This window comes from Vibrio kyushuensis (assembly GCF_050337325.1).
Lineage (GTDB): Bacteria > Pseudomonadota > Gammaproteobacteria > Enterobacterales > Vibrionaceae > Vibrio > Vibrio kyushuensis.
Map to the genome: position 1 here is coordinate 145,209 of NZ_JAKJSV010000009.1, position 26,330 is coordinate 171,538.

Annotated in this window: 22 protein-coding genes; 16 read left to right on the top strand and 6 right to left on the bottom strand. The window is 42.1% G+C overall.

The window, feature by feature from the left end:
• Positions 1-2: 2 nt before the first annotated feature.
• A complete protein-coding gene (srmB, locus tag L4D20_RS19550) occupies positions 3-1,223 on the bottom strand; it encodes an ATP-dependent RNA helicase SrmB (protein ID WP_428803263.1) in 1,221 nt (406 codons plus the stop codon).
• 90 nt (positions 1,224-1,313) lie between these two features.
• The gene (locus tag L4D20_RS19555; protein WP_428803264.1) at positions 1,314-2,033 is read right to left on the bottom strand and encodes a tRNA1(Val) (adenine(37)-N6)-methyltransferase; all 720 of its coding nucleotides are present in this window, start codon (positions 2,031-2,033) and stop codon (positions 1,314-1,316) included.
• A 307-nt stretch (positions 2,034-2,340) separates the two neighbouring features.
• Between L4D20_RS19555 and brnQ the strand changes: the two genes are divergently transcribed.
• From brnQ to L4D20_RS19580, 5 genes are all read left to right on the top strand, one after another.
• Positions 2,341-3,657 carry a branched-chain amino acid transport system II carrier protein gene (gene brnQ, locus L4D20_RS19560; RefSeq protein WP_428803265.1) on the top strand — a complete coding sequence of 439 codons (1,317 nt, stop codon included), beginning with the start codon at positions 2,341-2,343 and terminating at the stop codon, positions 3,655-3,657.
• Between the two features lie 143 nt (positions 3,658-3,800).
• Positions 3,801-4,899, top strand: a protein-coding gene (prfB, locus tag L4D20_RS19565; RefSeq protein ID WP_428803266.1) for a peptide chain release factor 2 whose coding sequence is annotated in 2 segments (ribosomal slippage) — positions 3,801-3,875 and positions 3,877-4,899 — 1,098 coding nt in all. Because the reading frame shifts where the segments join, the coding sequence is not laid out codon by codon here.
• A 30-nt stretch (positions 4,900-4,929) separates the two neighbouring features.
• On the top strand, positions 4,930-6,462 hold the full coding sequence (lysS, locus tag L4D20_RS19570; RefSeq protein WP_428803267.1) for a lysine--tRNA ligase: 1,533 nt from the start codon (positions 4,930-4,932) through the stop codon (positions 6,460-6,462).
• 326 nt (positions 6,463-6,788) lie between these two features.
• Positions 6,789-8,126, top strand: a complete 1,338-nt coding sequence (vpsR, locus tag L4D20_RS19575; RefSeq protein ID WP_428803268.1) for a cyclic-di-GMP-binding transcriptional regulator VpsR — start codon at positions 6,789-6,791, stop codon at positions 8,124-8,126.
• A gap of 509 nt (positions 8,127-8,635) precedes the next feature.
• Positions 8,636-8,887, top strand: a complete 252-nt coding sequence (locus L4D20_RS19580; RefSeq protein WP_428803269.1) for a DUF1127 domain-containing protein — start codon at positions 8,636-8,638, stop codon at positions 8,885-8,887.
• A gap of 41 nt (positions 8,888-8,928) precedes the next feature.
• Here L4D20_RS19580 and L4D20_RS19585 read toward each other — a convergent pair whose 3' ends face one another.
• Positions 8,929-9,963, bottom strand: a complete 1,035-nt coding sequence (locus L4D20_RS19585) for an NADP(H)-dependent aldo-keto reductase (protein ID WP_428803270.1) — start codon at positions 9,961-9,963, stop codon at positions 8,929-8,931.
• A 144-nt stretch (positions 9,964-10,107) separates the two neighbouring features.
• Between L4D20_RS19585 and L4D20_RS19590 the strand changes: the two genes are divergently transcribed.
• Positions 10,108-10,419, top strand: a complete 312-nt coding sequence (locus tag L4D20_RS19590) for a DUF6482 family protein (RefSeq protein ID WP_428803271.1) — start codon at positions 10,108-10,110, stop codon at positions 10,417-10,419.
• 8 nt (positions 10,420-10,427) lie between these two features.
• Here the strand turns inward: L4D20_RS19590 and mutH are convergent, their stop codons facing one another.
• On the bottom strand, positions 10,428-11,093 hold the full coding sequence (mutH, locus tag L4D20_RS19595; protein WP_428803272.1) for a DNA mismatch repair endonuclease MutH: 666 nt from the start codon (positions 11,091-11,093) through the stop codon (positions 10,428-10,430).
• Between the two features lie 622 nt (positions 11,094-11,715).
• Between mutH and rppH the strand changes: the two genes are divergently transcribed.
• The 5 genes from rppH (at position 11,716) to L4D20_RS19620 (ending at position 17,045) form a co-directional block, all read left to right on the top strand.
• Entirely contained in the window at positions 11,716-12,234 is a 519-nt protein-coding gene (gene rppH, locus L4D20_RS19600; RefSeq protein ID WP_428803273.1) for an RNA pyrophosphohydrolase, read from the top strand.
• A gap of 7 nt (positions 12,235-12,241) precedes the next feature.
• Positions 12,242-14,488: a phosphoenolpyruvate--protein phosphotransferase gene (gene ptsP / locus L4D20_RS19605; protein WP_428803274.1), complete on the top strand. Its 2,247-nt coding sequence runs from the start codon at positions 12,242-12,244 to the stop codon at positions 14,486-14,488.
• Between the two features lie 8 nt (positions 14,489-14,496).
• A complete protein-coding gene (locus L4D20_RS19610) occupies positions 14,497-15,288 on the top strand; it encodes a sulfite exporter TauE/SafE family protein (RefSeq protein WP_428803275.1) in 792 nt (263 codons plus the stop codon).
• A gap of 80 nt (positions 15,289-15,368) precedes the next feature.
• Positions 15,369-16,184, top strand: coding sequence for a prolipoprotein diacylglyceryl transferase (gene lgt / locus L4D20_RS19615; protein WP_428803276.1), 816 nt, complete (start codon positions 15,369-15,371; stop codon positions 16,182-16,184).
• Positions 16,185-16,193: 9 nt separating this feature from the next.
• Positions 16,194-17,045 (top strand): thymidylate synthase, encoded by an 852-nt coding sequence (locus L4D20_RS19620; RefSeq protein ID WP_428803277.1) that lies wholly within the window; start codon positions 16,194-16,196, stop codon positions 17,043-17,045.
• A gap of 200 nt (positions 17,046-17,245) precedes the next feature.
• Here the strand turns inward: L4D20_RS19620 and L4D20_RS19625 are convergent, their stop codons facing one another.
• A complete protein-coding gene (locus L4D20_RS19625) occupies positions 17,246-18,391 on the bottom strand; it encodes a Na/Pi symporter (RefSeq protein WP_428803316.1) in 1,146 nt (381 codons plus the stop codon).
• A gap of 401 nt (positions 18,392-18,792) precedes the next feature.
• Here L4D20_RS19625 and nhaR point away from each other — a divergent pair, with 401 nt between their 5' ends.
• Both nhaR and L4D20_RS19635 read left to right on the top strand, forming a co-directional pair.
• Positions 18,793-19,680 carry a transcriptional activator NhaR gene (gene nhaR / locus L4D20_RS19630; RefSeq protein ID WP_428803278.1) on the top strand — a complete coding sequence of 296 codons (888 nt, stop codon included), beginning with the start codon at positions 18,793-18,795 and terminating at the stop codon, positions 19,678-19,680.
• A 147-nt stretch (positions 19,681-19,827) separates the two neighbouring features.
• Complete coding sequence (locus L4D20_RS19635; RefSeq protein ID WP_428803279.1) at positions 19,828-20,130, top strand: ArsR/SmtB family transcription factor; 303 nt, start codon at positions 19,828-19,830, stop codon at positions 20,128-20,130.
• Positions 20,131-20,286: 156 nt separating this feature from the next.
• Here L4D20_RS19635 and rpsT read toward each other — a convergent pair whose 3' ends face one another.
• The gene (rpsT, locus tag L4D20_RS19640) at positions 20,287-20,547 is read right to left on the bottom strand and encodes a 30S ribosomal protein S20 (protein WP_248009945.1); all 261 of its coding nucleotides are present in this window, start codon (positions 20,545-20,547) and stop codon (positions 20,287-20,289) included.
• Between the two features lie 257 nt (positions 20,548-20,804).
• On the opposite strand from rpsT, the gene murJ reads away from it, so the two are divergent.
• The 3 genes from murJ to ileS all read left to right on the top strand — a co-directional run bounded on the left by murJ (position 20,805) and on the right by ileS (position 26,275).
• Entirely contained in the window at positions 20,805-22,367 is a 1,563-nt protein-coding gene (gene murJ, locus L4D20_RS19645) for a murein biosynthesis integral membrane protein MurJ (RefSeq protein ID WP_428803317.1), read from the top strand.
• Positions 22,368-22,435: 68 nt separating this feature from the next.
• Positions 22,436-23,371 carry a bifunctional riboflavin kinase/FAD synthetase gene (gene ribF / locus L4D20_RS19650; protein WP_428803280.1) on the top strand — a complete coding sequence of 312 codons (936 nt, stop codon included), beginning with the start codon at positions 22,436-22,438 and terminating at the stop codon, positions 23,369-23,371.
• A gap of 63 nt (positions 23,372-23,434) precedes the next feature.
• Positions 23,435-26,275 carry an isoleucine--tRNA ligase gene (ileS, locus tag L4D20_RS19655; protein WP_428803281.1) on the top strand — a complete coding sequence of 947 codons (2,841 nt, stop codon included), beginning with the start codon at positions 23,435-23,437 and terminating at the stop codon, positions 26,273-26,275.
• Positions 26,276-26,330: the final 55 nt, after the last annotated feature.

Sequence of the window (26,330 nt, forward strand, 5' to 3'; positions counted from 1 at the left end):
GTTTATTTCTTCTTGGTGTTCTTTTTCTTAACGACCTTTTTCTTTACATCTTTCTTCTTTTTCTTGGTCGATGTTTTTTTATGTTGAGGACGCATCTCTTTAATGAAACGCTCTTTAATATCTTCATCAATATAACGAGCGACACGTTCAAGCATTGCTTGGTCGTGTGCTTCTACGATTGAGAGTGCGTTGCCTTTTTTACCAGCACGAGCTGTACGACCAATACGGTGCAGGTAGATATCTGCTGAACGTGGCATGTCGTAGTTAATAACGTGGCTTACGTCAGGAAGATCGATACCACGAGCGGCAACGTCGGTTGCAAGTAATACATTCACAGAGCCATCGCGGAAACGAGCAATCGCGTTGTTGCGACGATCTTGTGGCATTTCACCTTGGATCCATGCACATGGGATCTGCGCTTTTTCAAGTTCGATACGCAGTTCTGCTAATCGTTCGCGAGTTTTCAAAAAGACGATAGAACGTTCAGCTTGATCGGTTAGGATCTTTTTAAGTAGTGCCAGTTTGTGTTCCATGCTATCGGCACGGTGATACCACTGAGTAATCTTTTTGCGCTCACGACGAGAAGGTTCAGCTGAAACTTCCGCTGGGTTTTTAAGAAGATCGGCAGTGAAGCCTTCAACGCCACGACCTTCTAACGTTGCAGAGAATAGCAACGTTTGCTTACGCCAGCGACACTCTGCGGCTAAACGGTCAACGACAGGAGCAAAACCCATGTCCAACATGCGATCGGCTTCATCTAAGATAAGCCATTCAATAGCACGACAATCAAAACGCTCTGATTCAATGTATTCCATTAAACGACCCGGCGTTGCAACGACGATATCCTGAGTTTGAGCAAGAATGTCTGCGTGTTCTTGGTATTGAACACCACCAGTAATGGTAAAGACGTTTAAACGTGTGTTTTTTGCCAGTGCACGCGCTTGATCGGCCACTTGCATCGCAAGTTCACGTGTAGGTACTAAGACTAAAACACGAGCTGGCCCAGGTCTTTTACGAGGGAAGTCAAGCAAGTACTGTAGGGCCGGAATGGCAAACGCTGCGGTTTTACCTGTCCCTGTCGGAGCAGAGGCAAGAATGTCTTTACCGTCTAAAGCTTGTGGGATCGCATCTTCTTGAATTTGTGTTGGGCGCTCAAAACCCAGCTCTTCAATAGCTGTAATAAGGGTTTCGTCTAGATCAAGGTCAGCAAAAGTTCTGATCACTATAGTATCTCCACAAGCCGGTAGGCGTGTTATGGCAAAATTTAGGTCGGATATTATAGATGTATTAGTGATTATGATCACATGATATTTCTACATCTTTAGATAAAAGTTATGAGTTAAGGCGCGAAACGCAGCGCTGTATTGTCCATCGGCGTGGATGATTAACTCACTCTCTTCAGTCTCTCTTGCTACTTTACTTAACTCTATCAACAACCTAGATGTGTTTTTCTTCTCGGTTGTTTTCACGTGACAGACACGTACAGCGTGCCAATTTAACAATTTAGCCAGTTCAATAAATTGCTTTCCTTCATATAACGGCAAGATAAAACTGGCTGTAGCGAGAGGTGTTGTTAGGTCAAAACAGCATTGAAGCAATGTTTGGTGATCCAGAGTGCTGGTATGTCTGGCTTTGGCTCGTTGATTGACTTGAGATTGCTCTCCAGAGTTGAAATATGGAGGGTTACATATAATCGCGTCATACACCGGCTCTATGCTTGTCGCTAAAACATCACCTTCGATTAGATCTAAGCGATCATTCCACGGTGATTGTTGAAAGTTGTGTAATGCACTTTCAATCGCATGCTGATCAATATCAATCGCTGTGACTTTTAGAGTTGAATTTCGTTGTGCACTCATCAGAGACAATAGACCGGTTCCCGTTCCTATATCTAGTAGGGTTTGAATGCCATCTAGTCTTGTCCAAGCCCCTAATAAAACCCCATCGGTGCTGACAGGCATGCCTGATTGCCCACCGTAGATGGAAAACTGCTTAAAATTAAAGTCTTTAGTATTTAACGTGCCACTCTTCATGATTATTTTGCTTTCTAACTCTTTGTCGGTAAGTTTGTCTGTTGTTAATTTAATGTTTGGTTTTTTATTCTATTTGTTTTCTAACAGGTAGCTAAGTTGATCTTATTTATATTCTGGAAATTTATAATTAACCAGTGTTATCAACTGCCTTATTGTTGAAAGTGTAGATTAATATTGTGTTTTTTTCTTTAAGGTTGCCAATTGATAAGTGTTTCTTCATTATTCGCGACCAAATTAAAGTGTATTGTGCTGATTAAGCGCACATATGCAAATACAATATCGTTCAACATTATAGTAAGGGTTAGCTGTGAAGCAGACTTTAAAATTGACAGACATTATAGCCGTTGGCTTCATGCTGTTTGCTTTCTTCTTAGGAGCAGGCAACATCATATTTCCACCATTGGCAGGGCAATTAGCGGGCGAGAACTTAATGCCAGCGATGCTTGGTTTTCTACTGACAGCAGTAGGCCTTCCACTTATTACCATTATTGCCGTGGCTAAAGCGGGCGGTACATGGGAACACCTTACGAAAGATTTACCAGTACGCGCAGCAACAATCATTGCAGTACTTATTTTTATCATCATCGGCCCTGCTTTTGCTGCCCCTCGTACTGGTTTAGTTGCTTACGAGATGGCGATTCGTCCATTTTTAGCCGATGCTGCTCAATCTGATCTCGCACTATTCTCTATTGCCTTTTTTGCCATCGCTATGTTCTTTGCTTGGTCTCAAGGACGCTTAATTGATGTGATAGGTAAGGTACTTACGCCTGTTTTGTTCCTCGGTCTCATTATTTTAGCTGTTGCCGTTTTTGTCGATCCTCAAGGTGAGATGATTGCTGCTCAAGGCGACTACGCGACACAACCACTAACCAAAGGTTTCTTGGAAGGCTACAACACGATGGATACGTTTGGTTCGTTGATGTTTGGTATGCTAATCGTTGATGCTTTACGTAATAAAGGGATCACGGAGCGTAGCGCGACAGCTAAGTACCTTATTACATCTGCTTGTATTGCAGCGGCTGGTTTGGCGTTTGTCTATATCTCTCTTTTCTACTTGGGTGCAACAAGTGCTGTAGTTGCTGCGGGCGCAGATAACGGTGGCGCTGTACTGAGTTTATACGTTCAGGCTCTCTTTGGTCCTTATGGTCAGATTGTTTTGTCTGTGATTGTTCTTCTTGCGTGCCTAACCACCGCGATTGGCCTAATCTCGGCATGTTCAGATTACTTTAGCTCGCTTACATCTGTCTCTTATAAAAAATGGGTACTTATTATTGGCAGTATTTGTGCGACGGTAGCGAACGTTGGGTTATCTCAGTTGATCACACTGTCTGTACCTGTTCTCTTTGCGCTTTACCCAGTTGCAATTGCGCTAGTTGCGTTAGCATTTGTGCGTGACAGATTGCCAAACCCAGAAGTTGCTTATCGTGTTGTGGTACTTGTTGCATTAATCTTTGCACTAATTGACGCTGCGAAAGTAGCGGGTGTCGATGTTTCTGCATTGAATATGTTACCGTTATTCGAGATTGGTATGGGGTGGTTATTGCCTACATCCGCAGCCATCGTATCTATGTTCTTCATTGGTAAATCAGTTGAGCAAGAGTTAACGGAAAAGACCGCTTCATAAGCGTTTCTTTTAGTAACAATGAACAAAGGCTGATGAATACATCAGCCTTTTTTATTTCTATTTCCATCGGTTTTTTCTGTATCTTCGTCACATTTTTGAGTAAACTTCTTCGGTTAAATTCTACTCATAACCGATGAGCTAAAATGTTTGAAATCAATCCTATAAAAAACCGTCTTCAGGATGTGTCTGAGCGCACAAATATCCTGAGGGGGTACCTTTGACTATGACGCAAGAAAAGAGCGTCTAGAAGAAGTAAATGCAGAGCTAGAACAACCCGATGTATGGAATGAACCAGAACGTGCTCAAGCACTTGGTAAAGAACGTGCATCACTAGAAGCGATAGTTGAAACGATCGATTTACTTGACCAAGGTGTTGAAGATGTCGATGGCTTACTTGAGCTTGCGGTTGAAGAAGGTGATCAAGAAACGTTTGACGAAATTGAACCAGAACTTGCAGAGCTTGAAGAGAAGCTAGGCAAACTTGAGTTCCGTCGTATGTTCTCAGGTGATCATGACGCGTCAGATTGCTACATCGATTTACAGTCAGGTTCTGGTGGTACAGAAGCACAAGACTGGACTTCAATGATGCTCCGCATGTATTTGCGTTGGGCTGAAGCGAAGGGCTTCAAAACCGAAGTTATCGAAGTATCTGATGGTGATGTCGCCGGTCTTAAAGGCGCAACGATACGAATCTCTGGCGAGTATGCTTATGGTTGGTTACGTACTGAAACAGGCGTGCACCGTTTAGTTCGTAAGTCTCCGTTTGATTCTAGTGGTCGTCGCCATACTTCATTTGCTTCTGCGTTTATCTATCCAGAGATTGATGACAACATTACGATCGATATTAACCCGTCTGACTTACGTATTGATGTTTACCGAGCTTCAGGCGCGGGTGGTCAACACGTAAACACGACTGAATCGGCGGTACGTATTACTCACGTTCCGACAAATACAGTCGTTCAGTGTCAGAATGATCGTTCTCAGCATAAGAACAAAGACCAAGCGATGAAGCAGCTACGTGCAAAGCTTTTTGAACTTGAAATCCAAAAGCAAAATGCTGAAAAACAAGCAAGCGAAGAAACGAAATCAGACATCGGGTGGGGCAGCCAAATCCGCTCTTATGTACTCGATGATTCTCGCATTAAAGATTTACGTACAGGCGTTGAAAACCGTAACACTCAAGCGGTTCTTGACGGTGACTTAGACAAATTTATTGAAGCTAGCCTGAAATCAGGTTTATAAGCTTACACCGACAGATAGGGTCCTTTGAAAATGACTGATGCTACTCAAAACGAAAGCACACAAGAAGCTTCTTCACCTGAAGAAAACAAACTCATTGCAGAGCGTCGTGGAAAATTAGATCACATCCGCCAGAACTGTAGTGCTAACGGTCACCCGAATGATTTCCGTCGTGACAGCCTTGCTGGAGATCTGCAAGCTGAGTTTGGTGAAAAGAGCAAAGAAGAGCTAGAAGAGCTTAACCACATTGTTGCCATTGCTGGTCGTGTAATGGCTAAGCGTGGCCCATTCCTAGCGATTCAAGAAACATCTGGCCGTATTCAAGCATACGCCGCGAAAGACGTTCAGAAAGTATTGAAAGAGAAGTACCAAGGCCTTGATATCGGTGACATCATTGGTGTTAAAGGTGCGCTTCATAAATCAGGTAAAGGCGATCTTTACGTGAACATGGAAGAGTTTGAACTGCTAACTAAAGCACTTCGTCCACTTCCTGAGAAATTCCACGGTCTGACTGATCAAGAGATGCGTTACCGCCAGCGTTACGTTGACCTAATCGTTAACGAAGATTCTCGCAACGCATTCATCGTGCGCTCGAAGCTTGTCTCTTCAATCCGTAACTTCATGAGCTCAAAAGGCTACCTAGAAGTTGAAACGCCAATGATGCATGTGATCCCTGGTGGTGCGACTGCGCGTCCATTCATCACTCACCACAATGCACTAGACATCGACATGTACCTACGTGTTGCACCAGAGCTTTACCTTAAGCGTCTAGTGGTTGGTGGTTTTGACCGTGTATTCGAGATCAACCGTAACTTCCGTAACGAAGGTCTGTCTCCACGTCACAACCCAGAATTCACAATGATGGAATTCTACCAAGCTTACTCTGACTATAAAGATCTAATGGATCTAACTGAAGAGATGCTAAGCACGGCTGCAATGGACGTTCTTGGCTCTACTTCAATGCCTTACGGTGATGAAACAGTAGAGTTTGGCGGCACTTACGCTCGCATGAGCATGTTCGATGCAATCAAGCACTACAATCCTGAGCATGCTGAGATTCAAGCATTAACAGAAGCTGATCTGCAAGACCGTGAGAAGATGGTAGCGATTGCAAAATCAGTACACGTAGACGTAGAAACTTTCTGGACATGCGGTCAACTTCTTGAAGAGATCTTTGGTGAAACGGCTGAGCCTCAGTTAATTCAACCAACATTCATTACTGGTTACCCAGCAGATATCTCTCCACTGGCACGTCGTAGCGACAGCAACCCATTCTTCACCGACCGTTTTGAGTTCTTCATCGGTGGTCGTGAAGTAGCGAATGGCTTCTCTGAGCTTAATGATGCGCAAGACCAAGACGAGCGTTTCAAAGCGCAAGTGAACGCGAAAGATGCGGGTGATGATGAAGCAATGTACTACGATGCTGACTACATTACAGCACTAGAGCACGGCCTACCGCCAACAGCAGGTCAAGGTATTGGTATCGACCGTCTAGCGATGCTATTTACAAACACGCACACAATCCGTGACGTGATCTTATTCCCTGCAATGCGTCCTCAAGCATAGAGTGATGTTTGCTAGAGTAATACTGACTAAGTAGTGCTTTGGGTAAGAAAATCTAATTGATGAAACCACCTTCATGGTGGTTTTTTTGTATCTGATTCTTATCACATTATTGACTAAGAACGGTGTGTTATGAGTCTGGTTTTATAGTTTATTTGAATGTATATTGAGTAAATAGTTGTATGATTGATTATTCGCGACCTAGTCTTAGTATTGAGACAGATTATCTCATCAAGTCTCGATAATGTAGCGGTTGATGTAGATTGATATGCGTTGCAGGGCTCACATGCGTGCGACTAAAATAAGAAATCAATATAAGGAACATAGTAATGGGTAGTCAATTCCGAATGGATTCTGTCCCTGGTTCACTTGTCGTTGTTGGTGGGACATACGAACCTTGGCTTTCAGTGTTGGAACAAGTCGGATGGCGTTGCACTTTATGTGCAGATTTACGTAAGGCTGATGTACTCTTTAGTGAGACTGGACCATGTATTGGTATCGTAGATTTAAGTCATGATGAATTTAGCCTTAATGGTATTGCTAATCTAGTAAGTAAGCATAAGCAAGTTCGTTGGCTAGCGTTTATACGCGAGTCTCAACTCAGTTCAGACACCATTTGCCAGTTCATTGTTAACTTCTGCATTGATTTCTTCACCTCTCCAATTCCTGACGCTCAGTTAATGAGTACAATTGGTCATCAGTTGGGGATGCTCAAGCTTGAGAAGAAAGTGTGGCCTAATTATGGTTCAACCAATGATATGGGCTTAATTGGGGATTCAATTCCAATGAAGCGACTTCGCGATCAAATCAAGCGTATTGGTCCAACTGATGTATCCATTCTTATCTATGGTGAAAGTGGAACAGGGAAAGAGACCGTTGCTAGAGCCGTCCATAAAACATCGGCTCGCTCTCAAAAAGAGTTCATCTCGGTGAACTGTCGTGCGATGTCAGAGAGGCGCATAGAGTGCGATCTTTTCGGTATTGATCAGGAAGATAACACTCAAATTTCAATGCTTGAGAAAGCTGATGGTGGAACAATTCTGCTCAATGATATTTTGACCTTACCTAAAAGTCAGCAGCTTAACCTATTACGATTTTTACAAGATGGAATGGTTGATACCCTGAAAGGGCAAAAAGAGGTTGATGTACGGATCTTGGCTGCAAACTCATCAGATATTGAGAAGGCGCTTATCGATGGTGACTTTAATGAAGAGCTCTATCATTACATCAATGTGTTACGTATTAATGTACCAAGCATGAAAGAGAGGGCGGGCGATGTGGCCATTTTAGCTCGTCATTTCTTACAAGAGTACTCAAAAGAATTCAATGCTCAAGCTCGTAGCTTTTCTGAAGACGCTATCCGAGATTTAACACGTTATCATTGGCCTGGAAATATTAGAGAGCTGATGAATCAGGTTAAACGTATTGTACTGATGTCTGATAACGTCATGATTGGTGAGGCCCAGCTTGAACTGCCAAAACGAAACGATGGTAAACGAAGCTTAAAGAGTATTCGAGAGCGAAGTGAGCGAGATGCTCTGCTGCTGGTTTTAGAGTCTCATTCAGGGCAGGTATCAATTGCAGCTAAAGAGTTGGGCGTATCTCGTGCGACGATGTACCGATTGTTAAACAAACACAATCTAATTACAGAAGATGCAGTGAGCTAATAATAGTTATCTCACTATAAATACTGTAGATACAGCACCCTACTGAAGCCACGCTGAAATAGCGTGGTTTTTTAATGCCAATTATTATGTTGGTAAATTGTTATTGGTTTGGTGAATGTGTTGTTTTTGACCCGACTCGTTTTAGAATATTAGAGTAATAAAATGTTTTTCGTTTAATTTATAAACAGCTGTTGAATTATTATCTCAATTGCATAGAATTTAACCGTGAGCAATAGCTTCACACCACACATTTCTTTGGATTTATTATTTAGTTAGGAGGTACCGATGAAACATTTATCAATCATTCATTTTGTTTGTACTTCTGTTGATCAAAATATGGCGATGGCCATAGATGCCTGTAATTTCATGATGGCATCAGATCGAACCAAATCAACTAAATAACGAATCCGTAACCTTGTTTTGGCTGCGGGAAATGGCAGCAAAACAGGGATCATTATATTTCCCCAAGGCCACTTCCCCAGTTACGTTTATTAAGCTGGAGAATTACTATGCGTCATTCAATTTATCTAAAACTTGCTACTTTACTTGTACGTGCTGATCTTCGTCGAGAAGAGCAAACGTGGAAGCGAAAACTGCGTCGAAGCACCTACGATATTCCATGGGAAAACACACATCTGTTGCGTGATATTGGCCTAGAGTCTGATGGTCGCCCAATTGGTTTTACAGAGCCGGATGCAGTCAAAGCGGAACGTCGTGTTCGTCATCTTCGCCGAGTTTTAAGTGCGCGAATAGCGACGTAATCGATAGGGGTAGGCGCTTCACCTACCCCTAGCTATCAATGTTAAGGACAAGGGTTGGAATAAGTCGTACCAACCTCTTGTAATCCCTGAAGCAATTCATCACTAAGAACGACATCTAAACTATCAATATTCATTTTCAACTGTTCCATATTTGTTGCGCCAATAATATTGGAGGCAACAAATGGACGTTGATTAACAAAGGCAAGTGCCATCTGAGCGGGATCAACTGAGTGTTTGTTGGCAAGATCAACATAGGCTTTTGTCGCCGCAACTCCTTGTGGAGTGAAATAGCGAACAAAACGTTCAAAAAGGCTACAACGGGCATCTTTTGGCTTTTGGTTATTGAGGTACTTTCCACTTAAGCAACCAAACGCAAGGGGTGAGTAGGCAAGTAACTTCACACCTTCATAATGACTAATCTCTGATAAGCCGACTTCAAAACTGCGGTTGAGCAGGTTATATGGGTTTTGTATGGACACTATTCTTGGTAAATCGTGTTTTTCGGCGAGCCTAAGTAAGCTCATTACCCCCCATGGCGTCTCATTAGATACTCCGATATAACGAATTTTTCCTGCTTTCACCAGTTCTGTCGTCGCTTCTAGAGTTTCAATCAACGTTACTTCTTGTTGCTCTGCCGTGTCAGGGTAGTTTAACTGGCCGAAACAGTTTGTTTGTCGCTGAGGCCAGTGTAATTGATAGAGATCGATATAGTCTGTTTTTAGTCGTTTCAGGCTATCATCAATGGCTTGATGAATGTTTCTTCTATCGAGACTCATATTGTCTCGAATATAAGGCACGTTGCGCGGGCCTGCCACTTTAGTTGCCAAGACGACCTTTTCTCTTTTACCCGATTTATCAAGCCAGTTTCCTATATAGCTTTCAGTCAACCCTTGTGTCTTCGCCTTTGGGGGAACAGGGTACATCTCTGCGGTATCAATGAAGTTGATGCCTCTTTCAAGAGCATAATCTAATTGATTTGAAGCATCTTCTTGGCTGTTTTGTTCACCAAATGTCATGGTGCCTAAGCAGATCTTGCTCACTTCTAAGCTTGAGTGTGGCAATTTAGTGTATTGCATTGTACGTCCTTGTGAATCTTATCGGCATGAATCCAATATAAGTGAAACCAACTTAGGATCAAACGTATTGATGTAAGAATTCGCAAAAGTGAAGTCTTTGTCTAGAATGGTAATTGGAGTCTAGAAAAGTAAATGGAGTTACATATGCAAAAAAGACAATTAGATAAATGGATTCATGGCTTTCATAAAGACTCGTCTCAGACACCAAAGGTGTTTGTCATAGGATGTTCCGATCTCTCTCAATACCAAATTGCGGTGGAGTATAAGCACAAGCTTGAACCGATAAAGCTTGATGAAGAGCCAATACACTTTGATTCTTTGGAGAAGGTGAAAGAGGAGTTAGTTAGACTCGGCGTGGATAAGGCATTTCTACGTTTACATAATGCGTATGATGAATTCGGTAGTGAAAATGGCCCCTTATACAATGATGAAGAGTTATCTTTAGCTACGCATTAAAGATGTCGCTAAATAAAGTACTGTTCAAGTAGGCTAGCTGTAAATTGGGTTCGTAGATAGAACCCTCTTGGGCGTGTTTTAATCGGTTTCCCACTCGCTCCAAAGGCATCGGTTAAAACGCGGCTATTTGCGGCTTTTGGTCTGAGTTGTAGAACTTCTCCATGTCTAGCGGTAATTTGCTCTACTTGGCCTAAGACAATCAGCTCCATCAACTCTTCCCAATCGGCTTTTAGTTGCTGTTCTTCTTGTTTAGATGGAGACCAGATAAGAGGTGAACCTACTTTTCTATCCGCTAACGGGATCTCTCTTTCTCCTTCAACGGGTACCCAAAGCACGCGAGAAAGCTTATTTTTTACGTGACTATTCTCCCAACATAGCCCGTGCACGCCAATCAAAGGAGCGACGCAAACAAAGGTTGTTTCTAGTGGCTTGCCATTGTATCCGATAGGAATACTCTTAAGTTCAATACCCAGATCTTCAAAATCTTGCTGAGGCTTGCTGCCAGCAGTTGCCCCTAAATGCCACTCTAGTAATTGACCTACCCAGCCTTTATCGCGCTTTAGGTTTTCAGGAACTGTGATATTGGCCTCTTCTGCAAGCTCTTGAAGAGAGAGTCCAGCAATCGCTTTAGCTCGGTTAAGTAGTTCGGTTTCAGTGGAGGGTTCTGGCTTCATAAAAAGTAGATAATAATGAATTTAGAGTCAGTAATGATATCAAATGTTATGACATTCGTAATGGAGAATAAATGATCATTAAGATTAAAAGATCGTCGCTTGGTTACTTATCCACAGGTAAAAAGTGAATATACGGCAATAATTATGTTCATGTATAAAAAAACAGTGCTTTTTTGTTGCTAAAATGCTTGAAAAATTAAATTAACACCAAGTTTTAGGTTGTTTATGTGGATAAGGTTGCTATTGGTTGATCTTTAACCATGTTTGTTTTTGTGTGAAAACAGTAACAAAGGTGACATGAGATACATTGCGCGTTTATCTTTAACTTATTGTTTTGTTGTGTTTATTTGTTGGTTCTGTATCGATGTTGATTGTTTTATAAGTTATGCTGAATGTTAAATGATCTGTTTCTAAAACTTTCTGCACATAGTTATTCACAGAAAAGGTGAATAAATGTGGCTTAGGTCTCATTGTTGTGTTGATAACTAGTTCTTTGCTTAATAGTTATCCATGTTCTCTGTTGTTACCAATAAATCACGTGCTAATCACACTAGTAAGTTTGCTCCCGTTGGGGATATGTGGAAAAATCACTGTTATTAAAGATTTTATTTGAGGTTGGCCAGTGATAGATGGCGATGGTTACCGCTTAAATGTGGGAATTGTAATCTGTAACAACCATGGTCAGGTCTTCTGGGCTAAACGATACGGACAACACTCATGGCAGTTCCCTCAAGGGGGAATTGATGAGGGTGAAACAGCTGAACAAGCCATGTTTAGAGAGCTGTACGAAGAGGTCGGTCTTACTAAAAAGGACGTGAAAATTGTAGCGACGAGTCGTCATTGGCTAAGATACAAATTGCCAAAGCGCCTAGTTCGTTGGGATTCAAAGCCTGTCTGTATCGGACAAAAACAGAAATGGTTTTTATTGCGCTTAGATTGTGATGAATCACAAATTAATATGCAGCGTGGTAACACCCCTGAATTTGATGGTTGGCGTTGGGTGAGTTATTGGTACCCTGTACGACAAGTAGTTTCTTTCAAACGAGACGTATATCGCCGTGCAATGAAGGAATTCGCCTCGATGGCTATGCCATTTAAAGAGCGAAAATTGAAAGGTAAACGAAAATTCCAAAGAGGGTAGAATAGACATGCTTTCTCAACTAAGGGAAATAGTTGAACAGGTTTCAAAAGTAGATGATGTTTATCAAGCATTTGATATTTTAGTTAAGCAAACATGCAGCGCTATGGAGACGGAGTGCTGTACTATCTATCTTGCCAATGAAGAACAAAATCGTCTGGAGCTCATGGCCACACAAGGGTTGGAGTTTTCAGGCGATAAGATTCATATTCAATTCAATGAAGGGCTCGTCGGCTTAGTTAAACGCAGCGCCGAGCCTATCAATATCGCCCATGCTTCTAAACACCCTGATTTCAAGCTCTTTCCTGAGCTAGGCGAACAGGTCTATCACAGCTTTCTTGGCACACCGGTTATTCATCGAAAAAAAGTCCTTGGCGTTTTAGTTGTGCAGCAAAAGTCCCCTAGGCTATTCAATGAAATCGAAGAATCTTTTCTGGTTACCTTAGCTGCACAGCTCGCTGTTATTATTGCTCATGCTCAAATGCAAGGGCACTGGAGCCTTTCTAAGAAGCAGTTAGCAACCGTTGGAATACCTGCATCTTCTGGTGTCGCAATTGGTGAGTTCTGGTGGGATGATGCTCAGCCACAGTTATCGGATGTACGACCTGCCTCCACCATTAATATCAGCCAAGAGCAAGAGTGGCTAATGTTAGCGATTGAAGATGCGCGTAATGATTTTGGTCGCATGAGAAAAAAGCTGCGTGGCGAAATCAATAAAGAAACACTCGCCATCTTTGATCTGTTTACCCACCTGTTAAACGATCCTATGTTGCGTAAAGATCTCAAAGCACAGGTTCAAAAAGGTGATAGAGCTGACTGGGCACTGCGTCAGGTTGTGGAGTCGTATTCTAACCGCTTTGCACGAATGTCTGATGTGTACCTAAGAGAACGAGCACAAGATATTCGAGAGCTTGGTCAGCGGTTATTGTATTTTTTGTACAACACCCAAAAAGAGCAGCAACAGTTAGATAGGCCGGTGATATTAGTTGTAAGAGAACTTACCGCGTCGATTCTTGCCTCCATACCGAAAGATAAATTATTAGCCGTCGTAGCACTTGAAGGTGCGGCAAACTCACACGCAGCTATTTTGTCTCGAGCCTTAGGCATTCCTGCTGTTATGGGGATAAACCTTAACCTTAAGGAGATTAACGGCAAGCGTGGCGTTGTAGATGGTTACAGCGGAAAAGTGTTAGTCTCGCCGAATCGACACTTGCTAAAAGAGTACCGCGCACTTGCAAATGAAGAGCGCGAACTGACCTCAATGGTAAGTAAGAGATCAGAAGAACCAGCAATAACGGCAGATGGGCAACGGATTGAAATGTTTCTCAATGCGGGGTTAAGTGCCGATACTAATATTGCGATCAACCAAGGCGTTGATGGTGTTGGGTTGTATCGTACAGAGATCTCTTTTTTGCTTCAGCACCGTTTCCCCTCTGAAGATGAACAAATTCAACAGTATCGAAGTGTGTTAAATACATACCAGAATAAACGAGTTGTTATGCGGACTTTGGATGTGGGTGGAGATAAAGCCTTACCTTACCTGCCTATAGAAGAAGATAATCCGTTTTTAGGTTGGCGCGGTATTCGATTTACTTTGGATCATCCCGATATATTTCTGATCCAGATCCGAGCGATGATGAGAGCAAGTTCTGATCACCATAACCTAAGTATTTTATTACCAATGATTGCGAGCGCCCAAGAACTGGATGACGCATTGCTACTCATTAATCAAGCCTACGAAGAAGTATCAAAAGTTGATCCTAGTCTATCCATGCCTGAGGTAGGCATTATGATAGAAGTCCCTTCGATGTTGTATTTACTTCCTCTTATTGCGAATAAGATAGATTTTGTATCGGTTGGGACTAACGATTTAACTCAGTATTTACTGGCAGTTGATCGAAATAACTCGCACGTTGCTGATGTGTATGAGTCTATACATCCAGCCGTCATCATGGCGCTAAAGCATATCCACGACACGTGTCAGAATCTCAATCTACCGGTTTGTGTATGCGGTGAGTTGGCCGGAGACCCGATAGGTTCTTTGCTATTAGTGGGGCTGGGTTACACCTCGTTAAGTATGAATACCTCGAATGTGGCTAAAGTGAAGTACTTGCTACGCCACTCTGATACAAACGAATTACAGCAATTTGCTAACAAAGCCTTGAAACATGCGTATGGCAAGGACATCTATACTATGATGTCGTCTCATTTTGAAGATAAAGGTTTTGCTGGGTTCATTAGAGCAGGCAAAAAATAGAGGTTGCTGTGCATATCGAGTTGTTGTTTTTATTAGTTTTGCTTGGTGCGTTTGTTGGCGTAATGGCGGGGTTACTAGGTATCGGCGGTGGGCTTATAGTTGTCCCTGCGCTGCTCTATTTACTTCCTTCTATTGGTATCGGTTCTGAAAGTGTCATGCTGGTTGCATTAGCGACATCACTAGCTACTATCATTTTAACTTCTGGTTCTTCGGCTGTTAATCATTTAAAACTCGGCAACGTCGACATGGATATCATTAAGTGGTTGATGCCAGGCGTGGTTGTTGGTGGTTTTGTGGGAAGTTACATTGCTGACTGGGTGCCTTCGGAATACCTACCAAGAATTTTTGCCGCTATCGTTACGCTCCTTGCTATTCAAATGTTGATATCAGTTAAGTCGACCCGTGTGAGAGAGATGCCCAGTAACCCTGTGACACTACTATGTGGTTCCTGCATTGGTGTGGTTTCAAGCCTTGCTGGAATTGGTGGGGGATCGTTGTCTGTTCCATTCTTGAGTCGCTATGGCGTCCAAATGCGTAAAGCGGTTGGTTCATCATCGGTATGTGGTTGTATGATTGCGATATCAGGGATGACAGGCTTCATATTGCATGGCTATAGAGCAGAAGGCTTGCCAAACTACAGTGTTGGTTATGTGTATCTTCCTGCCCTAATTGCGATAGCGTCGACTTCAATGTTTACCACCAAAATAGGTGCAAGACTCGCAAGTACTCTACCAACAGCGATGTTAAAAAAGGTATTTGCCTTATTTTTAATGTTTGTCGCTGGAACTATGCTGCTGTAATCTCGTCTCAACCTATAACTTATAACACTTTAGCGGACTAATATTTTAGTTTACTAACTTCAATTAAAGAGTAATCGTTTATGTCTCAGGGGCTCATTCAATTTCCCAATATCGATCCTGTTCTTATTTCATTAGGTCCGATCTCAATCCGATGGTATGGGCTTATGTACCTAGTCGGCTTTGCCTTTGCGATGTGGCTTGCAAACCGTCGTGCAGATAAACCAAACAGTGGTTGGACTCGTGAACAAGTATCTGACTTATTGTTTGCTGGTTTTTTAGGGGTAGTGATTGGTGGCCGAGTTGGCTACGTTCTTTTCTATAACTTTGAGATATTTCTACAAGATCCTCTCTATCTTTTTAAAGTTTGGACCGGAGGCATGTCTTTCCATGGCGGGCTTCTTGGCGTGATTAGTGCCATGTTCTGGTACGCGAAAAAGAATGGCAGAACGTTTTTTGGCGTCGCAGACTTTATTGCACCATTGGTTCCATTTGGACTAGGGATGGGGCGTCTTGGTAACTTTATGAATAGCGAATTGTGGGGAAGAGTGACAGATGCGCCTTGGGGTATCGTCTTCCCAAATGGCGGCCCTCTGCCACGTCATCCATCTCAGTTGTATGAAATGGCTTTAGAAGGGATCGTGCTGTTCTTTATCCTAAACTGGTTCATTAAAAAACCACGCCCACTCGGTTCTGTATCAGGGTTATTCTTAGCCGGATATGGTACATTCCGCTTCCTTGTTGAATATGTCCGTGAACCTGATGCGCATCTAGGTTTATTCGGTGATTTCATTTCAATGGGACAAATTTTGTCACTACCAATGATCATAGGTGGTGTATTGATGATGCTATGGGCTTACAAGCGTGGTCAATTCAACGATAGTAAAGCAGTAAAGTAAGGATAAATCGTGAAACAGTATTTAGATCTTTGTCATCGCATTGTTGATAGTGGCACTTGGATTGAAAATGAGAGAACAGGGAAACGTTGTTTAACCGTGATTAACGCGGATCTTCACTATGACGTTGCCAATAACCAATTTCCTTTAGTGACGACTCGTAAAAGCTTTTGGAAGTCGGCTGTAGCTGAGTTGCTAGGTTATATTCGTGGCTATGATAATGCTGAAGATTTTAGAAAGTTGGGCACCAAAACGTGGGATGCTAACTCGAATTTAAATCAAGCTTGGTTAAACAATGAATACCGTAAAGGCGAAGACGACATGGGTCGTGTTTATGGTGTTCAAGGTCGCTCTTGGGCGAAACCAGATGGCGGGCATATCGATCAGCTACGTAAGATTGTTGATGATTTAACAAGTGGTGTGGATGATCGAGGTGAGATCTTAAACTTCTACAATCCGGGTGAATTTCATATGGGCTGTCTACGTCCATGCATGTATAGCCATCACTTCTCTTTACTTGGTGACACACTGTATTTAAACAGCACTCAACGCTCTTGTGATGTGCCGCTTGGTTTGAATTTCAATATGGTTCAGGTCTATGTGTTCTTAGCACTAATGGCTCAAATCACAGGTAAGAAAGCGGGTGTGGCTTATCATAAAATTGTTAACGCGCATATCTATGAAGATCAGCTAGCCCCTATGCGAGATATTCAGCTTACTCGCGAACCTTTGAAAGCCGCGACATTCCATATCAATCCTAAAATCACGTCACTAGAAGACCTTGAAACATGGGTAACGCTAGACGATTTTTGGGTCGAAGGTTATGAATGCCATGAAGCGATTAAGTACCCGTTTTCAGTATAAAGATACTTTGTTCTAAAGCCTGCTGTTGGTTTGATTTATAAAGCTTGATTGAATTAAGCAAGCTTTGCTTTCAACTACAGGGTGAGACGTAGGCTGTCAGGAAAGAGTAGATACAAAAAGGCCGCTAAACTGGTTAAAGTTTAGCGGCCTTTTTATTGAATGTGCTTTTGGCTTGTACCGATTATCTCTTACTATTCACTTTAAGCAGTTAGCGCAAGAACAGTACCAGGCATAACAATAAACACGCTTGCTAGGTAACCCGCAACAACCCATTTATTTTTCACTGCCATCTCTGCAATGAACTCTGAACCTTTAACCGGTAGCTCTCGAAGGAAAGGAATACCGTAGATAAATACCGTAGCTAGAATATTGAATACTAGGTGTACCAACGCAATTTGTAGTGCAAACACCGCAAACTCACCAGATACCGCTGTCGCAGCTAGTAGAGCGGTAATACAAGTGCCGATGTTAGAACCCAAAGTAAATGGGTAAATATCGCGAACTTTTAGAACGCCAGAGCCTACAAGTGGAACCATTAGGCTTGTCGTTGTTGAAGATGACTGTACTAAGATTGTTACGATTGAACCTGAAGCGATGCCATGTAGTGGACCACGACCAATTGCATTCTTTAGGATTTCACGAGCACGGCCAACCATCAGGCTTTTCATCAGTTTACCCATTACAGTAATAGCAACGACGATAGTAACAATACCTAGGATAATCAACATAACGCCAGCGGTGACATCACTGAATGTAGACAGTGGGCCTTTAATCGCACCGACAACGGGTTTAGTGATAGGGCTGATAAAGTTCAAACCTTTAATGCTCATATCACCTGTAGCTAGGAAAGGAGACACTAACCAGTGAGAAATCTTATCGAGAATGCCAAACATCATTTCTAACGGTAAGAAAATAGCTACTGCAAGCAAGTTAAAGAAGTCATGAATAGTGGCACTTGCGAAAGCGCGCTTAAACTCTACCTTACAACGAACATGACCTAAACTAACAATGGTATTCGTTACGGTTGTGCCTATGTTAGCACCCATAACCATAGGAATTGCTGTTTCTACTGGTAGTCCACCAGCAACTAAGCCAACGATGATTGACGTAACTGTACTAGATGATTGAATTAACGCGGTTGCGATAAGACCGATCATTAGGCCCGCAATTGGGTGAGAGGCAAATTCAAATAAAACCTTTGCGTGCTCGCCTGTTGCCCATTTGAAACCGCTTCCTACCATTGATACTGCTAAAAGAAGTAGGTACAGCATGAATGCCAAGTTAGCCCAGCGTAACCATTGGGATCTTCCCACTGTTGGTGCCGCTGTAGAAGTAGCTTGGTTCATCATAGTTTTCTCCGTTGACCGTTTAAGTTAGTTTTGGTCTGTAGTTGAATCTGATAGCGATACTAGACCGCAAATATTTCACTATTATTACAATTCACTCAGTAGCTGTAATTTTTGTGATTCTGCTAGTTTGTAATAATATCTGTACACTTTGGTTTTGTTTAAACTATTGAATTTAAAGTGTTTTATTGGTTTGTGGCGGAGGTGTGAATAATGAGGGTTTATACAATTTTTTCATTGGTTTCTACCGTAAAGATGTCATATCTGTAATATTTAAAAACCACGAAATCGGAAAAACCAAGGGTGAAGTTTGCTAATTGATGTTTTTTCCGAAATGACTATTTAACTTGTGGAATATAGTGATTAAAATAGACTGAACTGATTTTTAATTTGGTGAAGCGATGTACCATTTAAACTACAACCACCTTTATTACTTTTGGATGGTGTGCAAGCAAGGTTCGGTGACAAAAGCAGCTGATGCGCTTTTTTTAACGCCTCAAACGGTAACTGGCCAGATTAAAGCACTTGAAGAGCGTATGGATGGAAAGCTAACTAAGCGTAATGGCCGTAGTGTTGAGCCGACAGAACTTGGTCAGTTAGTATTTAAGTATGCCGATAGAATGTTTGGTCTAAGTTATGAAATGATTGATATCGTTAATTACAGCCAGCGTTCAAATATGTTGTTTGAAGTTGGTGTTGCTGATTCTCTATCGAAGAACTTAGTGAGTAAAATCCTACTTAGTGCTGTGCCACAAGATAATAGTATCCATCTACGCTGTTATGAGTCGACTCACGAGTTACTGCTAGAGCAGTTATCTCAACATAAGCTAGATATGATCTTATCGGATTGCCCTGTAGACTCTAGCCAAAGCCCCGGCTTATACAGTAAAAGATTGTGTGAGTTCGATATGAGCTTCTTTAGTTATGGTAATAAAGGGATCTCATTACCAGAAGGGCTTGAGCAGTCAAAGCTATTGATCCCAAGTGGTCAAACAGCAATGGGGCGTAAAGTATTTCAATGGTTTGATCAGCATGGAATAAAACCAGACATTTTAGGTGAGTTTGACGACATCGCTCTTATGAAGGCGTTCTTTCACCAGCATAAAGATGTCGTTTTATTAGCGCCAACTATCTATATGAACGAAGTCGATGAGCATTCACCACTAACCTTAATCGGCACAATAGAAGATTTAAAAGAAGAGTATTACATCATTTTCGCTGAGAGAATGATTCAACATCCGGCAGTGAAAAATATATTTGATGCAGACTTCAATAGTCTATTCAAATAAGCCAATGTTATATGTGTAATGTCATACTTAATGAAATGTGATATTCGATATGGCTTGTAAGTTGTTGATAAGGCGATATCGTTATATTATTTATTGAATAGTGAACGATATGTGTATCACTGATGTTTATGAATGTGGAAGTATCTAATGAACTTAGAAGACATGGATAAAAACTCAGCTCAGGCAGTTGTATTGCTTAAAGCAATGGCAAACGAAAAACGATTGCAGATTTTATGTTTACTGCATACTCGTGAGCTATCTGTCGGTGAATTAGGTTCCCAATTAGCATTAAGCCAATCCGCATTGTCTCAGCATTTGGCTTGGTTACGTCGCGATGGGCTAGTGAATACGAGAAAAGAAGCGCAAACTGTTTTCTATTCACTTAGTAGTGATGAAGTGAAAGCTATGATTAAATTACTCTACGGTTTGTATTGCGATACAGACAGCTAACTTTAGGTTAGTTGTCCCATGCAATGAATTTAGTGCGCAGTAGTAGACTAAATAAGTAATGACTGTTTTTGAGTAAAAAGCCAGATAAGAAAATTTGGATATAAAAAAACCGGCAGAAGCCGGTTTTTTTTGTTCTCAAAGAAATCTAAGTTCTAATTAAAGAGCTTTGATTGCAGCAGAGAAACGAGCCTTATGACGTGCAGCTTTATTCTTATGAATAAGGCCTTTAGTCGCCATACGGTCTAGAAGTGGTGTTACTTCTACTAGAGCAGCAGCTGCTGCTTCTTTATTGCCTGCTTCAATAGCTGCAATAGTTTTTTTCATGTAAGTGCGCATCATAGAGCGACGGCTAGCGTTATGCTGACGACGTTTCTCAGCTTGGATAGCGCGCTTCTTAGCAGATTTACTGTTTGCCAAGGTCTAACTCCCAAAAACATAGTTCGGTGACAATTTAAGGGCGAGGAATATCCTCTATTTGCGCTTAAATGTCAAATAATTTGTGCAAAAACCAATCGAAGCCAAACAAGTTTGGTATGAAAAGGTTATCACGGTTAAGATGGCGTGGATTCTAACAGTATTTTTATACCATTGCTAATACTTATCTTCCGTTACTTTAGCATTCGTTAATTGTGATTGAAGATACAGCTGTATTGAACGTGGTGATTGAGGTTATTTTGAGTAAACGTCTTCTAAAATCAGGCATGATTGTCAGCGCAATGACGTTGATTTCACGAGTGTTAGGCTTAGTTCGTGATGTTGTTGTTGCTAATCTAATGGGCGCTGGAGCCAGCGCTGATGTTTTTTTCTTTGCAAATAAAATCCCTAACTTTCTACGTCGACTATTTGCAGAAGGTGCGTTTTCGCAAGCCTTTGTACCGGTTCTAACTGAGTATCATGCTAAAGGTGATATGAATGAAACTCGACAACTCATCGCTAAGGCATCAGGTACGTTAGGCGTTATTGTGTCCATTGTAACAGTACTGGGCGTATTAGGCTCAGGTGTTATTACTGCGCTGTTTGGTGCGGGCTGGTTTCTCGACTGGTTAAATGGCGGGCCGTCAGCAGAGAAATTTGAATTGGCCAGCTTTATGCTAAAAATTACGTTCCCGTATCTGTGGTTTATTACTTTTGTTGCTTTATCTGGAGCCATTCTTAACACTCTAGGGAAATTTGCCGTTTCTTCGTTTACTCCTGTTTTCCTCAATGTGATGATCATAGGGTCTGCTTGGTTTATCTCTCCAATAATGAGTACGCCAGAGATCGGTCTAGCGATTGGCGTCTTTCTTGGCGGTCTGGTTCAGTTTTTGTTTCAACTGCCTTTTCTTATTAAAGCTGGGGTCTTAGTTAAGCCTAAATGGGGTTGGAAAGATCCTGGTGTCGTTAAAATTCGAACATTAATGATTCCTGCGTTATTTGGTGTTTCTGTCAGTCAGATTAATTTGTTGTTTGATACTTTTATTGCGAGTTTCCTTGCTACAGGTTCGATCAGCTGGCTCTATTACTCGGATCGCTTGCTTGAGTTTCCATTAGGACTTTTTGGAATAGCGATTGCTACTGTGATTTTGCCAGCTCTATCAAGAAAACATGTGGATGCTCAAAGTGATGGCTTTGCCCAAACGATGGACTGGGGCGTTCGTATGGTGACACTGCTAGGTGTTCCGGCAATGCTTGGTTTGATGGTGTTAGCTAAGCCAATGCTGATGGTGTTATTTATGCGTGGTGAATTTACCCCTCATGATGTACACCAAGCATCATTGTCACTGTTTGCTTACGCTTCAGGGCTGCTTAACTTTATGCTGATTAAAGTGTTAGCACCGGGCTACTATTCTAGGCAAGATACAAAGACTCCCGTGAAGTACGGGATCATAGCGATGGTCACCAACATGGTATTTAATGCTATTTTTGCTTGGCACTACGGTTACGTCGGATTAGCCATGGCGACGGCTCTGTCCGCTTTTGTCAATATGGCACTGCTTTATCGTGGTCTTCATATATCCAATGTTTATAAAGTAACGAAAAAAACCATGGTATTCATGAGCAAGCTAGTGGTGGCGGGAACAGCTATGGTCGCTGTATTATTATGGCACCTTGAAGATATGTCATTGTGGTTAACTTGGGCATTTAGTGAACGGGTGATGATGTTAGCACTGGCTATTGCTATTGGAGCAAGCGTATATATTTTTGTGTTACTCGCATTAGGCATTCGCTTAAAAGATGTAAAAGCAGCGACAGAGTGAACTTGATTAGTATATAATCCGTCGGTTTCACGCATAGTAATTGATAAATAGGTATTTAGTTAATCCCAATGGAATTAATTCGTGGTATTCACAATATTAAGCCTCAACATAAAGGTTGTGTCTTAACGATTGGTAACTTTGATGGTGTTCATTTAGGTCATCAACAAGTCTTAGAGCAAGTGAGCAAAAAAGCGAACGCTCTCGATCTACCCTCTGTTGTGATGACATTTGAACCACAACCAATGGAGTTGTTTAGTAAAGACAGAGCGCCAGCTCGTTTAACTCGTTTAAGAGATAAATTTGTTCAGCTAAGCAAGCTAAACCTAGACCGATTACTGTGTGTTAATTTTAACGACTACTTTGCATCATTGTCTGCAGAAGCATTTATTCGAGACTTACTGGTTGCCAAGCTTGGTGTTAAATACTTAGTTGTTGGTGATGATTTTTGCTTTGGGAAAGGGCGCACTGGCGACTTTGCTATGTTGCAAAAAGCAGGTCAACAATTTGGTTTTGACGTTGTAAGTACGAATAGTTTCTGTGTTCAGCAACAACGTGTAAGCAGCACCGCAATTCGTAATGCACTGGCTGATGATTCATTAGATGCCGCCAGTCATATGTTAGGGCGTGATTACAGTATTAGTGGTCGAGTGTCGCACGGACGAAAGCTAGGGAGAACGATTGGTTTCCCTACTGCCAACATTCCGCTTAAGCGATGCGTATCACCAGTTTCAGGCGTTTATGTTGTCGAAGCATTAGGTCTGGGAAATAAAAAAATTGGTGGTGTGGCGAATATCGGTCAAAGACCTACGGTTAATGGTATTCGTCAGCAATTAGAAGTGCACTTGTTTGACTTTAATGGCAATTTATATGGCCAGCAGTTAGAAGTGTTACTGTTACACAAGCTCAGAAATGAGCACAAGTTTGAGTCATTTGAACAACTCAAACAACAAATAGAATTGGATGCTGAAGCCGCAAGGGTGTGGTTGCTTCAGCTCAATCGTTAATCGGTTTATTCCACCGAATAACATAATGTCTAACTTCGCCCAATATAACGGAATTAAGAATCGATGAGTGATTACAAAAATACCCTGAACTTACCAGAAACAGGGTTTCCAATGCGCGGTAATCTAGCGAACCGCGAACCTGAAATGCTAAAGCGTTGGTATAAAGAAGATCTTTACGGCGAGATTCGTAAAGCTAAGAAAGGCAAAAAGTCGTTCATTTTGCATGACGGCCCTCCGTACGCTAACGGTGACATTCATATTGGTCATGCATTAAATAAGATTCTTAAAGACATTATTGTTAAATCAAAAACACTGTCTGGCTTTGATGCACCATATATTCCTGGTTGGGACTGTCACGGTCTACCAATTGAATTAATGGTAGAGAAAAAGAAAGGCAAGCCTGGTCAAAAGATCTCTGCTTCAGATTTCCGCGAAGAGTGTCGTAAATACGCAGCTAAGCAAGTTGAAGGTCAAAAAGAGAGCTTCAAGCGTCTTGGTATCATGGGCGAGTGGGAAAAACCTTACCGCACTATGGATTTTGGCACTGAAGCGAACATCATTCGTGCATTAGGTAAAATTGCAGACAACGGTCACTTGTTAAAAGGTTTCAAACCTGTTCACTGGTGTACAGACTGTGGAAGTGCACTTGCTGAAGCGGAAGTTGAATACAAAGACAAAGTATCACCATCGATTGATGTGAAATTTGCAGCGGCTGATGAAGCGGCTCTAATTAACAAGTTCACATTGGCAAACGAACACGTAGGCCAAGGTGATATTTCAGTCGTGATCTGGACAACAACACCTTGGACACTACCTGCAAACCGTGCGGTATGTTTACGTGATGACCTAGAATACGTTCTAATTCAAGTAGAAGCGAAAGGCGAGCAACAAGAACAGCGTCTTATCGTTGCTTCTGAGCTAGCTAAAGATGTTATGGATCGCGCAGGTATCGAGCATTACCACAATCTTGGTTTTGCATCAGGTGCTGAACTTGAATTGATGCAATTCAACCATCCGTTCTATGATTTTACAGTGCCAGCTATTTTAGGTGATCACGTAACAACAGACGCAGGTACAGGTGTTGTTCATACAGCTCCGGGCCACGGTCAAGAAGATTTCGTTGTTGGTAAACAGTACGATCTTGAAGTTGCAAACCCAGTTGGTTCTAATGGTGTCTACTTACCAGATACAGAGCTATTTGCAGGTCAGCACGTATTTAAAGCGAACGACTCAGTACTTGAAGTATTGAAAGAAAAAGGCGCGCTTTTACATCATCACGCGTACGAGCACAGCTATCCACATTGCTGGAGACACAAAACACCAATCATCTTCCGCGCGACACCACAGTGGTTCATCTCAATGGATCAAGCTGGCTTACGTGCAAAAGCACTTGAGTCAATCAAGAGTGTTGAATGGATGCCTGAGTGGGGCCAAAGCCGCATCGAAGGTATGATTGAAGGTCGTCCTGAGTGGTGTGTTTCTCGTCAACGTACTTGGGGTGTACCAATTGCTCTGTTCGTTCACAAAGAGACATCAGATCTTCACCCAGACAGCCCTGCTCTTATCGAAAAAGTAGCAAAGCTTGTTGAAGAGAAAGGCATTCAAGCGTGGTGGGATGTTGATGCCGCTGAGCTTATGGGCGACGCTGATGCTGAGAAATACGAAAAAGTACTGGATACGCTAGATGTATGGTTCGACTCTGGTGTGACTCACTACTCAGTTGTTGATGCTCGTGAAGAGTACAACGGCAACAGCGCCGATCTTTACCTTGAAGGTTCAGATCAACACCGTGGTTGGTTCCAGTCTTCTCTAATTTCATCTATTGCGATGAAAGATGAAGCACCATACAAGCAAGTGCTTACACACGGTTTCGTTGTAGATGGTAATGGCCGCAAGATGTCTAAGTCGATCGGTAACGTTGTTGCGCCAAAAGATGTGACTAACAAGTTAGGTGCTGACATTCTTCGTCTATGGGTTGCTTCTACCGACTACACGGGTGAAGTTGCGGTTTCTGATGAAATCCTAAAACGTTCTGCTGACGCTTACCGTCGTATTCGTAATACAGCGCGTTTCTTCCTTGCTAACCTTAATGGTTTCAACCCAGAAACAGATTTAGTACCTGTTGAAGAGATGGTTGCTCTGGATCGCTGGGCTGTTGGTCGTGCATTTGCTGCGCAAGAAGAGATTGTTAAAGCATACGATGAGTACAACACGCACGCTGTAACTCAACGCTTAATGCAGTTCTGTTCAATTGAAATGGGTTCTTTCTACCTAGACGTAATTAAAGATCGTCAGTACACAGCAAAACTGGGCGGCCACGCTCAACGCAGCTGTCAATCTGCACTTTACTACATCGTAGAAGCACTGGTTCGTTGGATGGCGCCAATCATGTCATTCACTGCTGATGAGATCTGGAATGAAATGCCGGGTGCTCGTGATAAGTTCGTCTTCACTGGTGAATGGTATCAAGGTCTAGTTGATCTTGCTGAAGGTGAAGAGCTGAACAACGAATTCTGGACTGAAATCCAAGCGGTTCGTGGCGCAGTGAACAAGTTGCTAGAAGAAGCTCGTAAAGAGAAAACCATTGGTGGCTCATTACAAGCTGAAGTAACACTGTATGCAGACGATGCTCTAGTGGCGAAAATCAACAAGCTTGAAGATGAACTGAGATTTGTTCTTCTTACTTCTAAAGTTGAAATTAAACCTCTGACTGAAAAAACAGATACGGCTCATACAACAGAAGTTGAAGGTCTATTTGTTGAAGTAGCCGCAACCGAAGCTGAGAAGTGTGACCGTTGCTGGCACCACACTCCAGACGTTGGCACCATCGAAGGTCACGAGAAAGTATGTGGTCGCTGTGTGTCGAATGTAGAAGGTGAAGGCGAAGTTCGTAAATTCGCTTAATTTTACTTCGTTCTGAGTATTAGTGAACTTTTTATCGTTATCATAGCCCCAGTAT

Excerpts from the sequence above, each read along its gene's own strand:
- ptsP (WP_428803274.1), top strand. The coding sequence starts at position 12,242 with ATGCTTTCTCAACTAAGGGAAATAGTTGAACAGGTTTCAAAAGTAGAT.
- L4D20_RS19585 (WP_428803270.1), bottom strand. The coding sequence starts at position 9,963 with ATGCAATACACTAAATTGCCACACTCAAGCTTAGAAGTGAGCAAGATC.
- L4D20_RS19590 (WP_428803271.1), top strand. The coding sequence starts at position 10,108 with ATGCAAAAAAGACAATTAGATAAATGGATTCATGGCTTTCATAAAGAC.
- ileS (WP_428803281.1), top strand. The coding sequence starts at position 23,435 with ATGAGTGATTACAAAAATACCCTGAACTTACCAGAAACAGGGTTTCCA.
- mutH (WP_428803272.1), bottom strand. The coding sequence starts at position 11,093 with ATGAAGCCAGAACCCTCCACTGAAACCGAACTACTTAACCGAGCTAAA.
- vpsR (WP_428803268.1), top strand. The coding sequence starts at position 6,789 with ATGGGTAGTCAATTCCGAATGGATTCTGTCCCTGGTTCACTTGTCGTT.
- nhaR (WP_428803278.1), top strand. The coding sequence starts at position 18,793 with ATGTACCATTTAAACTACAACCACCTTTATTACTTTTGGATGGTGTGC.
- L4D20_RS19580 (WP_428803269.1), top strand. The coding sequence starts at position 8,636 with ATGCGTCATTCAATTTATCTAAAACTTGCTACTTTACTTGTACGTGCT.
- lgt (WP_428803276.1), top strand. The coding sequence starts at position 15,369 with ATGTCTCAGGGGCTCATTCAATTTCCCAATATCGATCCTGTTCTTATT.
- L4D20_RS19635 (WP_428803279.1), top strand. The coding sequence starts at position 19,828 with ATGAACTTAGAAGACATGGATAAAAACTCAGCTCAGGCAGTTGTATTG.
- L4D20_RS19555 (WP_428803264.1), bottom strand. The coding sequence starts at position 2,033 with ATGAAGAGTGGCACGTTAAATACTAAAGACTTTAATTTTAAGCAGTTT.
- ribF (WP_428803280.1), top strand. The coding sequence starts at position 22,436 with ATGGAATTAATTCGTGGTATTCACAATATTAAGCCTCAACATAAAGGT.
- L4D20_RS19625 (WP_428803316.1), bottom strand. The coding sequence starts at position 18,391 with ATGAACCAAGCTACTTCTACAGCGGCACCAACAGTGGGAAGATCCCAA.
- lysS (WP_428803267.1), top strand. The coding sequence starts at position 4,930 with ATGACTGATGCTACTCAAAACGAAAGCACACAAGAAGCTTCTTCACCT.